General features: G+C 38.4%; 13 protein-coding genes. 9 read left to right on the plus strand and 4 right to left on the minus strand.

Annotation, left to right across the window (positions count from 1 at the left end; genetic code table 11):
• Positions 1–19 precede the first annotated feature (19 nt).
• From prfA to BMW64_RS13985, 3 genes are all read left to right on the plus strand, one after another.
• Positions 20–1,105, plus strand: coding sequence for a peptide chain release factor 1 (gene prfA / locus BMW64_RS13975; protein WP_090000575.1), 1,086 nt, complete (start codon positions 20–22; stop codon positions 1,103–1,105).
• Between the two features lie 141 nt (positions 1,106–1,246).
• On the plus strand, positions 1,247–2,776 hold the full coding sequence (locus BMW64_RS13980; RefSeq protein ID WP_090000576.1) for a T9SS type A sorting domain-containing protein: 1,530 nt from the start codon (positions 1,247–1,249) through the stop codon (positions 2,774–2,776).
• A gap of 91 nt (positions 2,777–2,867) precedes the next feature.
• Positions 2,868–4,976: a prolyl oligopeptidase family serine peptidase gene (locus BMW64_RS13985; RefSeq protein ID WP_090000577.1), complete on the plus strand. Its 2,109-nt coding sequence runs from the start codon at positions 2,868–2,870 to the stop codon at positions 4,974–4,976.
• 26 nt (positions 4,977–5,002) lie between these two features.
• Here BMW64_RS13985 and BMW64_RS13990 read toward each other — a convergent pair whose 3' ends face one another.
• Positions 5,003–5,824 carry a hypothetical protein gene (locus BMW64_RS13990; RefSeq protein ID WP_143052705.1) on the minus strand — a complete coding sequence of 274 codons (822 nt, stop codon included), beginning with the start codon at positions 5,822–5,824 and terminating at the stop codon, positions 5,003–5,005.
• A gap of 230 nt (positions 5,825–6,054) precedes the next feature.
• Between BMW64_RS13990 and scpA the strand changes: the two genes are divergently transcribed.
• The 5 genes from scpA (at position 6,055) to BMW64_RS14015 (ending at position 11,941) form a co-directional block, all read left to right on the plus strand.
• Complete coding sequence (scpA, locus tag BMW64_RS13995) at positions 6,055–8,172, plus strand: methylmalonyl-CoA mutase (RefSeq protein WP_090000579.1); 2,118 nt, start codon at positions 6,055–6,057, stop codon at positions 8,170–8,172.
• A 60-nt stretch (positions 8,173–8,232) separates the two neighbouring features.
• Positions 8,233–8,733 carry a hypothetical protein gene (locus BMW64_RS14000; RefSeq protein ID WP_143052706.1) on the plus strand — a complete coding sequence of 167 codons (501 nt, stop codon included), beginning with the start codon at positions 8,233–8,235 and terminating at the stop codon, positions 8,731–8,733.
• Positions 8,734–9,265: 532 nt separating this feature from the next.
• Positions 9,266–10,657, plus strand: a complete 1,392-nt coding sequence (locus BMW64_RS14005; RefSeq protein WP_090000581.1) for an RtcB family protein — start codon at positions 9,266–9,268, stop codon at positions 10,655–10,657.
• 83 nt (positions 10,658–10,740) lie between these two features.
• On the plus strand, positions 10,741–11,439 hold the full coding sequence (prfH, locus tag BMW64_RS14010) for a peptide chain release factor H (protein ID WP_090000582.1): 699 nt from the start codon (positions 10,741–10,743) through the stop codon (positions 11,437–11,439).
• Positions 11,426–11,941: a tetratricopeptide repeat protein gene (locus BMW64_RS14015; RefSeq protein WP_090000583.1), complete on the plus strand. Its 516-nt coding sequence runs from the start codon at positions 11,426–11,428 to the stop codon at positions 11,939–11,941. Before prfH ends, BMW64_RS14015 begins: the two co-directional genes overlap by 14 nt.
• Positions 11,942–12,253: 312 nt before the next feature.
• Here BMW64_RS14015 and BMW64_RS14025 read toward each other — a convergent pair whose 3' ends face one another.
• Positions 12,254–12,544, minus strand: a complete 291-nt coding sequence (locus tag BMW64_RS14025) for a cytochrome C (protein ID WP_090000585.1) — start codon at positions 12,542–12,544, stop codon at positions 12,254–12,256.
• Positions 12,545–12,564: 20 nt separating this feature from the next.
• Positions 12,565–12,855 carry a c-type cytochrome gene (locus BMW64_RS14030; protein WP_090000586.1) on the minus strand — a complete coding sequence of 97 codons (291 nt, stop codon included), beginning with the start codon at positions 12,853–12,855 and terminating at the stop codon, positions 12,565–12,567.
• Between the two features lie 428 nt (positions 12,856–13,283).
• On the opposite strand from BMW64_RS14030, the gene meaB reads away from it, so the two are divergent.
• Positions 13,284–14,267 carry a methylmalonyl Co-A mutase-associated GTPase MeaB gene (gene meaB / locus BMW64_RS14035; protein WP_090000587.1) on the plus strand — a complete coding sequence of 328 codons (984 nt, stop codon included), beginning with the start codon at positions 13,284–13,286 and terminating at the stop codon, positions 14,265–14,267.
• A 4-nt stretch (positions 14,268–14,271) separates the two neighbouring features.
• On the opposite strand, the gene BMW64_RS14040 is transcribed toward meaB, so the two are convergent.
• Positions 14,272–14,817, minus strand: coding sequence for a DUF4251 domain-containing protein (locus BMW64_RS14040; protein WP_090000588.1), 546 nt, complete (start codon positions 14,815–14,817; stop codon positions 14,272–14,274).
• Positions 14,818–14,923 lie beyond the last annotated feature (106 nt).

Genomic DNA, 14,923 nt, shown 5'->3' on the forward strand with positions numbered 1-14,923 from the left:
TGCAAACTAAATTTTTACTATGTCTAAGAGTTTAATTCCAAAATTACAAGCTATAAAACAAAGATATAATGAGGTGGCAGACCTTATTATTCAGCCTGATGTTATTTCAGATCAGAAAAGATATTCTTCTCTGAACAAAGAATATAGTGATTTGGGGAAAATTGTAAGAGTTTACGATCAATATAAAGGTGCTTTGGATACGATTGAAGAATCCGACGAGATTATTGCTGACGGATCCGACAAAGATTTTGTGGAATTAGCAAAAATTGAGAAAAATGAAGCTTTGGAAAAAATTCCCGGCCTGGAAGAAGAATTAAAAGTATTATTGATTCCTAAAGATCCTGCAGATGATAAAAACGTAATTGTAGAACTTCGTGCCGGAACCGGTGGTGACGAAGCTGCAATTTTCGTTGAAGATATATACAGAATGTATTCCATGTATTTCAAAACAAAAGGATGGAGACATGAAGTGACAGATTCCAACGAAGCAGCAAAAGGATACAAGGAACTGATCATGAAAGTGGAAGGAGAAGGTGTTTACGGAATCATGAAATTCGAGTCCGGAGTTCACCGTGTGCAGCGTGTTCCGGAAACGGAATCCCAGGGTAGAGTTCATACCTCAGCAATTACTGTTGCTGTTCTTCCTGAGGCAGAAGAAGTGGATGTGGAAATTAATCCTGCAGATATTGAAATGCAGACTTCCCGTTCGGGAGGAGCCGGAGGACAAAACGTAAACAAGGTTGAAACTAAAGTTCAGCTTACCCATAAGCCTTCAGGACTTGTCGTGGTTTGTCAGCAGGCACGTTCTCAGCTGGCCAACCGTGAGTTGGCAATGGAAATGCTTCGTGCCAAATTGTATGATATCAAATTACAGGAAGTGCAGGGAGATATTGCGGCTCAAAGAAAAACCATGGTTTCTACCGGTGACCGTTCGGCTAAGATCAAGACCTACAATTATCCTCAGGGAAGAGTTACCGATCACCGTATCAACAAATCCATGTATAATCTTGATGCTTATATGAACGGAGATATTTCCGAAATGATCGATGCGGTTATCATGGCAGAAAATGCCGAAAAAATGAAAGGTGAAGAAGAAAATTTATAAAATCTTTATTATAGAATCTTTGTAATCCCTGGGAAACCCTGGGATTTTTTGTTAACAAATGTCTAATCTTTAATGGTTATATTTGCAAAAAAATATTTTAACAGTAATAAATTTAGATCATTAGATAAAAACTAATACTCAATGAAGAAATACTACTTTTTACTGCTTTTAGCGGTTTCATACTTTACGACAGCACAGACCGTCAGCCTTGACCCTTCTTTCGGTGAAAGCGGATATAGAAAAATCAACAGTACAACGCTCTCGGATGCGATTATGCTGCCGGATGGACAGTTTATGACGGTATACAACTCAAGTTCCCATATTAATATCAATAAAATCAGTCAAAATGGTGTGGTGGATGCCACTTTCGGAACAAAAATAGTTGATGTCGACAGCTACAGTTCAATTAATGAAAGTGAATCTGTGAAAAAGATGGTTTTGCACAATAATAAAATAATTATTATCGGAAGAGCTAATGCCAATCCTACGTACAGCTTATATAATATGTTTATTGTAAGAGTAAATTTAGATGGTACTTTAGATACTACTTTCGGGACAAATGGCTATACAAAAATATCATTGGGACAGAATGGTACGGTAAATGACATTGTTGTCGATGATACCGGAAACAGCTATGTACTTGGCTACAACATGGGTAATTTTATATTGAAATTTAATGCTGACGGAATCAAAGATAACAGTTTCGGAACCAATGGAAGCCTGGCGCTGGGTTCCTTTAACCCAAGAAAATTGTATCGCCAGAACGACGGAAAATTGCTGTTGGTAGGTTCAAAAACGAACACTTCTACTAATATCAATGAGTCGTATATTGAAAGAAGATTAGCAGATGGAAACTATGATACTGCATTTGGTAATAACGGAAGTATTATCATCCCAAGTAATATGAATACTGTTATCAGCAATTTTGAATATGACTATTCAAATAATACCATTCTGCTTCTGCATTCTGCTTCAGATGGATATGACAGTGTATTTTTATCTAAAATCCAGATATCGGATGGCACATTTGTTACCGGATTTTCAAACGGAGGAAGAACACCGAACTATTCTTTCACCAACGCCCCTCGTCTATATATTTCACAGATTAAAGTACTTCCAGATTCCAAAATATTGGTAATGGGAAACGTAAGCAATTTCTGGACAGCAAATATTAATACCCAGTTATTCCTTATGAGATTCAATTCAAATGGAACTATTGATTATTCAACGTCATCCAATGGTAACCAGATATTTAATACCACACCACCTTCAACAGCAGTAAAAGCCGAAGACGTTCAAAGACTGTTCGTTCTCAGTGATGGTTCATTTGTACTCAGCTATTCAGGAAGTGGCGGAGCTTATGGCTATTCAAGTTACCTAACCAAATTTACCGGTGCTTTTTTAGGAGTGAACGATACCGCTGTTGACAGAAATCAAAGTTCATTGATGCTTTACCCGAATCCTGTTGGAAATACATTTACCATTCAAAACAAAAATAAAGGAAATGACAATTTTGAATACAGAATTTTCGATGCTTCCGGGAAAATATTGAAGAGTGGAAGTTCCAAGTTCAATACAGAAACAAATATTCAGGAATTACAAAAAGGCAACTATATCATTCAGACAGAAGCGAAAGGTGATAGGCAATCATTAAAGTTTATCAAAAACTAATATTCCCGGAAAAATTCTATAAAGCTGTCAGTCTGATCTGATGGCTTTTTTTATTTAAACAGAATCCTTATTTTTGGGAAAATAGCTTAATATGAAATTCAGACCTTTATTACTAACTGCCGGAGTCTTATTTTCGGCAACATTTTATTCGCAGAAAATGATGTATCCCAAAGCATTAAAAGGAAAGCAAACCGATAATTACTTTGGAACTGCTGTTGCAGATCCGTTCAGAGATCTTGAAAATGACTCTGAAGCCACCAAAAAATGGGTCGACGAAGAAGTGAAGCACAGCCAGGATTACCTTGCAAAAATTCCTTTCAGAGAAGAAATCAGGAAACAGCTCACTGATATCTGGAACTACGAAAAAATTTCGGCTCCTTTCAAAGAAGGTGATTATACCTATTATTATAAAAATAACGGATTGCAGGCACAATCAGTACTCTATCGAACCAATAATAAAACGAAAGAGACAGAAGTGTTTTTAGATCCGAACAAGTTTTCCGAAAAAGGAACAACCTCGCTTTCTCAATTGTCTTTTAACAAAAAAGGAAATCTGGCGGCATACTCTATTTCAGAAGGAGGAAGTGACTGGAACAAGATCATTATCATAGACGCTTTGTCTAAAAAACAGATCGATGAAACACTGGTAGACGTAAAATTCAGCGGAATCTCATGGCAGGGCGATGAAGGGTTTTATTATTCAAGTTATGACAAACCAAAAGAAGGAACTGTACTCTCCGGAATGACAGATAAGCATAAAGTCTATTTTCATAAATTAGGAACAAAGCAGTCCGAAGATCAATTGATTTTTGGGGGAGACAAAACTCCGAGAAGATATCTTGGAGCCGGCGTTTCTGAAGATCAGCGTTATCTGATTATTTCTGCAGCCAATGCCACCAATGGGAATGAACTGTATGTAAAAGATCTTAAAAACGGCGGTGACTTCGTTCAGATCAATAAAGGTTTTGATATCAACGTCGATATTGTCGATACGCAGGGAGACGATCTCTATATCTTTACCGATAAGGATGCGCCCAATATGCGTCTCGTAAAGACAACCATTAAAAATCCGGCTCCTGAAACATGGAAAGATGTAATTCCGGAAACTGAAAATGTTCTGGGAGTCACCACAGGCGGAGGGTATTTCTTTGCAACATATATGATTGATGCCATTGATCAGGTAAAACAATATGACAGAACAGGAAAATTGATCCGCGAAATTACGCTTCCCGGAAAAGGAAATGTTTCAGGTTTTGGAGGGAAAGAAAATGAGAAAGAATTATATTTTTCATTCACCAATTATATCACACCGGGGACAACTTATAAATTCAATGCAGATTCCGGGAAATCCGAAGTGTATCAGAAACCTAAAGTGAAATTTAATCCGGAAGATTACGTTTCAGAGCAGGTTTTCTATACCTCAAAAGACGGGACAAAAGTTCCGATGATGATTAATTATAAAAAAGGAACAAAGCTGGATGGTAAAAATCCTACGATTTTATATTCTTATGGAGGTTTCAATATCAGTTTGCAGCCAGCCTTTTCTGTCGTAAATGCCATCTGGATGGAAAACGGAGGCATCTACGCGGTTCCAAACATCCGTGGAGGTGGTGAGTATGGGAAGAAATGGCATGATGCCGGGACAAAAATGAATAAGAAAAATGTATTCAACGATTTCATTGCAGCCGGAGAATATTTACAGCAAAAAGGCTACACTTCTAAACAGTTTATGGCTTTATCCGGAAGATCAAATGGCGGACTGCTGGTAGGGGCAACAATGACCATGCGCCCCGACCTGGCAGGGGTAGCTTTCCCGGGAGTTGGCGTGCTGGATATGCTGAGGTATAATAAATTCACAGCCGGTGCAGGCTGGTCTTACGATTACGGAACCGCTGAAGACAGCAAAGAAATGTTTGAATATTTAAAGTCATATTCTCCTGTTCACAATGTAAAAGCCGGAACATGCTATCCTTCTACCATGATCATCACCAGTGACCATGATGACAGGGTGGTTCCTGCGCACTCCTTCAAATTCGGAGCTGAGCTTCAGGAAAAGCAGGCGTGTGATCATCCGATTCTTTTAAGGATTGAAAAAAATGCAGGTCATGGAGCCGGAAGATCTACAGATCAGGTAATCGGAGAAAATGCAGACTTGATTTCTTTCGCTTTATTTGAAATGGGAATTAAAAATTTGAAATAAAGGCATATGAATAAAACCTTGGCAGATTAATTTCTGACAAGGTTTTTTAATTCATAAGTTGAGATTATAACATTTGTAGCTGTTATATTTACTGTTTTATTTTGTGAACTGCTTAAGTTTATCTTTATTTTTTCAGACTGAATGAATTTATCTTTGTGATTGTAGATCATTTCACCAGTGCCATTTCCCGAAGAATTTAATGTTGATTCAGGATAATTTTTAACAATAACACTAATTGAGAAATAGGCTAGTTCATTTTCAATTTTTTTTAAAGTATATTTCAAATTTCCTGAGAAGGAATATCCTTCTGTCTGATTATTTGCAATACGTTTTACAATAAAGGATTCTCCTATTTTCAGATTATTGATTTTAGGGAAATCGGTAGTGAAATATCGTGGTAATGAGTTAATGAATTGATCTTGAGAAGAAGATCCTGTTTTAGCGCTTTGAATGACAGCTAGCTTACCGTTAATAATTCCTGCCTTTAATATTACTGAAGGAAATGCCCACTCTCTGTTTTGTTTTTTTCCATCACTATCAATATCAAAGCTTACATTGCTGTAAAAAAACTCAAAAGAAAAATTATCTGACGTTCTTTCTCCTGTTGTATATTCTGAAGAATAATTCATCAGATATTTTAATTTCCTATCTGCATTATAACCAGATTTTTTGAGATTCTCCATTTCCACTTTGGTGCCTGTGATTTTCATTGTTCCCGAATTGTCAACTTTTTGTTCGATCGTAAACCGTGAATTTTCAGGAAAGCTAAATTCAAAATTTATTGCATCTTGACCAAACACAGTAATTTGTAAAAAAGAAAAAAGGATTAGCAAAAGTATTTTTTTCATGAAAGTTTTTAAAGTTTCAAAAATACGTGTTTTATACATTTGATGATTCAGATTTAAAGTTCTTTTATATAATTTATTTATAGGCTTTAGCCAAACCTTTTTTAAACCGGAATTTTTTTCATGGTTAATGATAAATCGTACTATTTTCCTGAACAAATCACTGTCTCAAATTCACACAAAATTATTATCTCAAAAATGTGTAATTTTAGCGATATAATAAATCTGAAAGTATGAGACGGGAAGTTCAGAACAAAACTCCTCAATTTAAGATAGCTGAAAAGCAGACAGAAATTTATCCATTCGAAAAAGATGGATTACAATTAAAATCCTCCTACAAGGCAGAAGATGTTAAAGATAAAGAACTAACTCACACGACTCCGGGAATTGCACCGTACTTAAGGGGTCCTTATTCCACCATGTACGTTCAAAAACCCTGGACAATACGCCAATATGCCGGATTTTCAACAGCGGAAGAATCCAATGCTTTTTACAGAAGAAACTTAGCGGCAGGACAAAAAGGTCTTTCCGTAGCTTTTGATTTGGCAACCCACAGAGGGTATGATTCAGACCACGCAAGAGTGGTTGGTGATGTAGGAAAAGCTGGAGTAGCCATCGATTCTGTCGAAGATATGAAGATTTTATTTAATGAAATTCCATTAGATCAGATTTCGGTTTCCATGACGATGAACGGGGCTGTTTTACCAATCCTTTCTTTTTATATTGTTGCTGCAGAAGAGCAGGGCGTCTCTCAGGAATTACTTTCAGGAACGATCCAGAATGATATTTTGAAGGAATTCATGGTGAGAAATACTTATATCTATCCGCCGGCACCTTCCATGAAAATCATTGCCGATATTTTTGAGTATACTTCCCAGAATATTCCAAAGTTTAATTCGATTTCAATTTCAGGATATCACATGCAGGAAGCCGGGGCCACCCCTGTACTGGAAATGGCTTACACCCTTGCAGACGGATTGGAATACGTAAGAACAGGGATAAAAGCAGGAATGAACGTTGATGATTTCGCACCAAGATTATCCTTTTTCTGGGCCATCGGAATGAATCACTTCATGGAAATCGCAAAAATGCGCGCCGCAAGATACATCTGGGCAACCCTTTTAAAACAGTTCAATCCACAAAATCCTAAGTCTTTAGCCTTAAGAACACATTCGCAAACTTCCGGTTGGTCTTTGACTGAGCAGGAGCCTTTCAACAATATCACCAGAACAGCGATTGAAGCACTGTCTTCAGCATTGGGGGGAACACAGTCTCTTCACACGAATGCTCTGGATGAAGCTATTGCACTTCCGACAGATTATTCCGCAAAAATTGCAAGAAATACCCAGATTATTCTGCAACAGGAAAGTGGGATCTGTGACGTGGTAGACCCGATGGGAGGCAGTAATTTAGTGGAAAGCCTTACTCAGCAAATGATCGAAGAAGCGATGAAATACATCGATGAGGTCGAGCAGGAAGGTGGAATGACGAAAGCCATCGAAGCTGGTATTCCGAAAATGAGAATTGAAGAAGCGGCAGCAAGAAAACAGGCAAAAATCGATAGTGGTGAAGAATTTATTATCGGCGTAAATTCATTTAAATCAGCTTTAAAACAGGATCAGATAGAAATCTTAGATATCGACAACACGGAAGTCCGCAGAAAACAGATCGAAAGATTAAATAAAATAAAAGAAGAAAGAGATCCTGAAGCAGTTGAAGAAATTTTAAATGAAATCCGCGAAGCTGCAAAAACAGGAAAAGGAAATCTTCTCGCATTGTGTATCGAAGCGGCCCGCAGAAGAGTAACGCTTGGTGAAATGAGCGATGCCATGGAAGAAAGTTTCGGAAGATATAAAGCCAACATCAGAACAATATCAGGAGTATACGCCATGAATGCAGGAAAAAACGAATACTTTGAAAAAGCTTTAAACCTGACGCAGAAATTTGAAGAAGAAGAAGGACGTCGCCCCAGGCTGATGGTCGCCAAAATGGGGCAGGATGGTCACGACAGAGGCGCAAAAGTAGTGGCAACAGCATTTGCAGATATGGGATTTGATGTGGATGTCGCTCCGTTATTCCAGACTCCGGAGGAAGTGGCGAAGCAGGCGGTAGAAAATGATATTCATATTCTTGGTGTTTCTTCTCTGGCAGCCGGACACAAAACGCTGGTCCCGCAGGTGGTGGAAGAATTGAAAAAGCTGGGAGCAGATGATATCACGATCGTCGTTGGAGGGGTTATTCCACAGCAGGATTATGAGTTTTTATATGCCAACGGAGCCGACTTTATCTTCGGGCCGGGAACCAATCTTCCAAAGTGCGCGGTGGATATTTTAGAAAAATATTTAAGTTAAATTAAAATTAAAAAGCAATAAGTTGCACAGCTTTTGTATGGTTTAATGAAAATTTTCATTATGGCTTATACAGTAGTTTCAGTATTTCCGGTGACTGTAGATACAGAGGAAATTAAAAGAGATTTAAAAGAAAACGGTTTCAACGAAGCCAATATTATTGTTTCAAAATCAAGCGTAGAAAGTGGTTTGTCAACCGATCATTATCAGGAAGACGAACAGACGAAAGGTTTTTTCGAATACACTTTTGCACACGATGCAGAGATGTTGGATGCTTACCGTAAGCACAGTATCGGAAGAAATAACGTTATTGTCTATGCGGATAACCTCGAACAGGCAACGACCGCAAAATCTATTTTGAATAAAAATGGCGCATTAGAAGTCTTTAAGAAACCTTCAGAAAACCAAAAAGATATTCCTAATGGAATGACCGAAGAAGAATACAACGGAATTATTGCAAAAGCAAGGCACAATATCTATTTCCTTGGATCTGAGAGAGTTTATCACTCAAATGTTATCAAAGGTATGGACGACCCGATGGATGATCTGGGATCAGAAGATTAATAAATTTTCAATAAATAAAATATGCCTGCTGGAATTTTCCGGCAGGCTTTGTTTTGCTTATACCTCATGCAGTTCTTTAATTTAGATTGTGTCTAAAGAAAATTATTTTATCTTTGCATCTGAAAATCAAGTTTAACCATTAAAAAACGAAGCAAAATGTTCAGATTTACTCAGAATTCTTCAATAGGATTACCGCTTATGGTGGTAAGGCTTCGTGGTTTGGTACATTCTTAGAATAACAGTATATGAAATATCAAAACCCGAAGTCGCAAGATTTCGGGTTTTTTATTGCGCAATATTCAAACTCAAACAGTTTCCCCGAAATCGATTTATAAAATCAGGAATTTTCCGAATAGCAGACAATTTTTTATTTGAAGCTATTTCCGGCTTTCCGCTATTACTCCTCGCTCACCTTTCAGGTTCGCTGTGGGGTAGCCGCTGCAATCCGGGCTAGGGATAAAGTTCCGTTTAATAAACCTCATAGGTTTCAAAAACCTATGAGGTTTGAATCAACATCTTTAATCATACAACAATGGGAAATTTAAAACTTAAAGGAAAAAATATATTAAAAATAGGATATCCTAATAATCAAAGTGTAAACATTGCTTTAGAAGTTATGAAGAGAAATTTCGCAACAAAAAACATCCATCATGTGAAATCTCTTTTAAAGGAAATCCTGCAAAATCCGGAACAATTTGAAAAGGATTTAACCTTCGGACAAATTGCTGAAGCATTACTCTCATCAAAGAAAACAGAAAAAAGAATGCTTAACACAAACAGAGCGACTTTTAATATTTTCGGAAACAATATTTCGGATGAAGCAAAAAACCAGCTCTATACCGCGCTGAAACTGCCGATTTCAACACAGGGAGCCTTAATGCCCGATGCGCACAGCGGTTACGGACTTCCAATTGGTGGTGTTCTTGCCGTAGAAAATGCCGTAATTCCTTATGGAGTCGGCATGGACATCGGCTGCAGAATGAGCCTCAGTATTTTAGATACACCGGTCTCATATCTCGACGGAGCCAAAGATAAATACGAAAAAGCGCTGGCCGAACATACGAAATTCGGGATGTACGAAACACACAAGTCTCACGTCGAACATGAAATTTTCGACAGAGATACCTTCGATATGATCCCGATCCTGAGAAGGTTAAAAGGAAAAGCCATCAAACAGATGGGAACTTCCGGCGGCGGAAATCATTTCGTAGAATTCGGAGAAGTGGAAATCACCGAAGAAGATGAGCAGATCGGTCTTCCGAAAGGAAAATATCTCGGAATTCTTTCACACAGCGGTTCCCGGGGATTAGGAGCAGAAATTGCCCAATACTATTCCAGAGTTGCTGTGGAGCAATGCCCGTTGCCAAAAGAAGCGCAAAACTTCGCCTGGCTGGATTTGAGTACGCATCTCGGATTAGAATACTGGACAGCCATGAATCTTGCAGGAGATTATGCCTCAGCCTGCCACGACGATATCCACAGGAGATTGGTGAAAGTCGTGGGAGGAAGGGTGAAAGCGAGAATTGAGAACCATCACAATTTCGCCTGGAAAGAAATCCACAACGGAAAAGAAGTGATCGTTCATCGGAAAGGCGCAACGCCGGCAAATGAAAACGAGTTGGGGATGATTCCCGGATCCATGACCGCTAAAGGTTTTATTGTACGTGGGAAAGGAAATCCGGATTCCCTGAACTCAGCTTCTCACGGTGCTGGAAGAGCGCATTCGAGAGGGGAATGCAGAAGCCTTTTTACTCAAAATGATATTAAGAAAGAACTGAAACTTAAGAATGTCATCTTGATGGGTGGAAATGCTGAAGAAGCACCCATGGCCTACAAAGACATCAACGAAGTCATGAATGCACAAAGTGAATTAGTTGATATTCTGGGAACTTTCCAGCCAAGAATCGTGAGGATGGATAAATAAATGGTTGTTGTTTTTTGGTTGATTGTTGTTAGAATTTAGCACGATCAACTGAAAACCATCAACCGACAACAAATTAAACAACAATGGACAAACTTATACAAATAACCTCAGGAAGAGGACCTTTAGAATGCCAATGGGTAGTGGCAAAGGTGCTGAAGATTTTCCTTGAGGAAGCAAAAAATAGCAATATCGATTACGAGATCATTCACCGGGAAAATGGGGATGAAAATCTTACACTGAAATCGGTAACCCTGCTTTTAAAAGCAAAGGAACTGACGGATTTTTTAGAAAGTTGGTTGGGAAGCATTTGCTGGACAGGCAAAAGTACATTCCGCAAGCTGCACAAAAGAAGCAACTGGTTTATCGGAGTTTTTGAGCTGGAAGGTCTGGAGAAAATCAGTTTTAATGATAAAGATATTCAGTTTCAGACTACGAGAAGTCAGGGAAGCGGAGGGCAGAATGTCAATAAAGTAAATACGGCTGTCTGCGCCACCCACATCCCGACAGGCCAAAGTGTTTTCGTACAGGACTCTCGTTCGCAGCTGGAAAATAAGAAACTTTCGATTGCCCGGCTTAAAGAGAAAGTATTGGAGCAGAATATCATTCAGCTTCAGAAGAGAATGCAGGAAACCTGGAATAATCATCTGCAGGTGCAAAGAGGGAATCCGGTTCGTACATTTTCCGGGACGGATTTTAAAAAGAATTATCAGGAAAAGTCTTTTAAAAAACAAAGAAATCAACTGAAGAAAGAATTAAAAACTTACAAAAATGACCTTAACTAAAAATAAATATTACTTTGAGGCTTTAGATAATTATCCATACAGCTTGCCGGATTGCCTGGAAGCGTTGAATTATGCATTGTCATACGATCCGGAGGACGCAGACAGCCTTTGCCTGATGGGCAGAATCTACAGTGAAATGCTGAACGATTACGAAAAAGCGAAACTGTATTTCGAAGAAGCAATGCAGTGCGATGTGACCAATCTGAATACGCCACAATATTATATTAAATGCCTTTTAGATAATGAAGATTTTCACGAAGCGGAAAAGCTGATTGCTTATTCTTTAAAAATCAAAGGAATTGATAAAGCAACATTATGGTTACACAGATCGCTGCTTTCCGAGAAAAGAGGAAGTTTTGCCAATGCCATAAAGTTTCTGAATGAAGCTGAAAAATACTGCTTTACCGAGTACAGTCTGAATCTGGTAAAAGACCGCAAGAAGTTTATTAGATCAAAAATGCCCAAGAAAAGCAAGATGAAAAAGAAGAAGGAGACCCATTGAGGTCTCCTTTTTTGTAAGCCACGACTTTATCTGATTTAAATAATGATTTTACAGCACAGCATAGGATTTGCTCCATCGGAGCAATATCTGTGTAGATCAATAACAGCATCTTGTACCGGAACTCCGTCGGGGTTCTATCTTATCATAGCACACCTACGGCATGCTTGCGATGTTCTATTGTTTTTTCTTCTACACAGGTATTGCTCCTACGGAGCATAAAAAATTACGTGTTCGATTTTCAGACGTAAAAAAGAGGCTGCCCAAACTTTTAGGGCAGCCTCTCTTTGTTTTAAAGAATGTTTCTGAAGAAACTTATTTTTTATTTACTGAAATCAGATAGTCATAAACCATTTGGTGCTGATCTTCGCTTAGTTTAGCCTTAGGAGCCATTCTGCTAAGCGTTTTCAGCCAGCCCTGATCGTCGTGTTTCGCAGGATCCGGAAGCTTGTGGCATCTGTTGCATGAGTTTTCGAAGATTGTTTTTCCCTGTGCCAGCTGCTCAGACGAAGTGTACTTCGGCCCAGTTACCGCCATGCTTTTTGGTCCGCATGATACTACTAATGATGCAGAACCGAGAATCATACCTAAAATCAATTTTTTCATAATACTATTTTTTAAAGTGATTATTTTTTCACAGATACGATATAATCGTATACCCACTGATGCTGCTCATCGGTAAGTTTTGCTTTAGGAGCCATCCTGTTCATAATTCCCACCCAATCAACAGAGGTATGGGAAGTCGGGTCCGGAAGTTTATGACATCTTCCGCATGAATTTTCAAAAATTGTTTTTCCCTGTGCGATTTGCTCGGCAGTAGAAGTGGCAGCTGCAGGCGCTGTTGCTGTAGAAGCTTTTGGTGTACAAGATGCCAGTAAAACGGCAGTAAAGGATGCTACAGCGATTATTTTTTTCATGTTTTACATTATTTGATTAAAACAAATGTAGCAAATTCCACTTCTTATTAATGAAATGGCGGATAATTTAGAAATAATAAAAATTAGGGGTGTGCAGGGGTGTTTGCAGGGTTAGGTAAAAACGTCGAATCCTTTGTGTAAAAACGTCGAGACCTTTTGCCTGAAACGTCGAAACGTTTTACCTAAAACCTCGAGACGTTTTGTATAAAACGACGGGACGTTTTCCAGTGATGAATAGGACGTTTAAAATCAACGTATTATATGAGGAGGTTTTGATAATGAATTCATTCAACATTAACTCATTTTAATGGAAATATATTAAAGAGGCTTGAACTTATTTAGGACCAACAGAAAGATTATGGATAAAAATATCAGGTGAAGGCAATTGTCTATTGATCATTCACGCTTTAATCCTTATTTTTGAATCAATGAAATTTTCTACAGAAGAGCTAATCGATGGGATACGGTCAGGAAACAAACGTCTGATTGCAAAAGCCATTACCTTAGTGGAAAGTAAAAAAGCTGAACACCGCCAGCAAGCTGAGGAATTGTTGAAAGGGATCATGCCATTTACGGGAAATTCCATCCGTGTAGGGATAACGGGCGTTCCGGGTGCAGGGAAATCAACTTTTATTGAGAATTTCGGCAGGCTTGCGATTGCCAATGGTAAAAAAGTAGCTGTTCTCGCTATTGACCCAAGTTCGGCTATTAATAAAGGAAGTATTCTGGGCGATAAAACGAGAATGGAAGAACTGGCCAAAGAAGAAAATGCTTTTATCCGGCCTTCCCCAAGCTCAGGATTTTTGGGAGGCGTGGCCAATACGACCTTTGAAACCATGATGATCTGTGAAGCCGCGGGATATGATTATATTTTAATTGAAACGGTCGGGGTAGGACAGTCTGAAGTTCTCGTAGCTGATATTACAGACGTTTTCCTGTTTTTAAAAATCATTGGTGGTGGCGACGAGCTCCAGGGAATCAAACGAGGGATCATGGAAATGGTGGATGTGATCTTCATTAATAAAGTTGACAAAGACAATCTTCAGAAAGCGAAGAATACCAGACTCGAACTGAAGAGAGCTTTAGATTTTATCCCTCCTAAAGAAAAAGGCTGGAAAGTTCCGGTTTTACTGGGATCTGCCTTAAGTAATGAAGGTCTTGATGAAGTTTTTGAAAAGATAAATGAGTTCATCTCCCTGAAAAAGAAAGCCAACCGGTTTTCTGAAATCAGGAATCAGCAGGCTGAAAAACGGTTTGAGTACTGGGTGCAGGAATATATTTTATCGGCGATGAAGAAGAGTAATTCGTTGGAGGAAGCTTATATTCTTCATAAAAAAAATGCTTCAGCACTGGTTTCCAATCCAAGCACCGAAGCAAAATTATTCGTTGAAAAGTTTTTGTCTAAAGACTAATACTTTAAGGCTGCACTTTCTGCTCTTCATTTTTTGTAATGTATCCGTCGTAAGAAATAGGCTGCCTGTCATTACTTCTAATGGATGTAAAAGCTCTTCCTGATTTTGTAATTTCCAGAATGATTTCATCAACCCTGTTTGTATCATTGGGTTTTATTCTTACAACCCATGTCCCTTTTTTATTCTGACTTTTGTTTACCGTAAAATCTTTTGACGAAAATCTGTAACTGTTTTGTGAAGAGTCACCGTAAGAAGGGTTGAAAACTCTTCCGAAATAAGGCAATACCACTTCCAGTTTATCCGGTCTTACATCAACACTGTAATTGCTTCCGGAAAGATCAAGTATTCTCGTTGCAGGGGCGTTCGGCATTGAGGTCATTACATTGATGACATCGTAATTCGTAGGGTTTGCTCTTTGCGCATGGAAAGAAAAGTCCTGGGAGTTGATCAGTGCAGTTACTGCCTGAGGATCCATATTGGTCTGGGATGAGCAATTTTCAAAGAACATCAAAAAACTGAGCATGCATATGATTGAAATTAACTTTTTCATAATTAAATATATATTGCTAAATTAAACATCAAATTGTATGCAAATATAGAATCTGAAATTTATTTTGGAATAAAAATTGTAAAGGTTGAATAATAACACTCGAACT

This window comes from Chryseobacterium taichungense (assembly GCF_900109935.1).
Lineage (GTDB): Bacteria > Bacteroidota > Bacteroidia > Flavobacteriales > Weeksellaceae > Chryseobacterium > Chryseobacterium taichungense.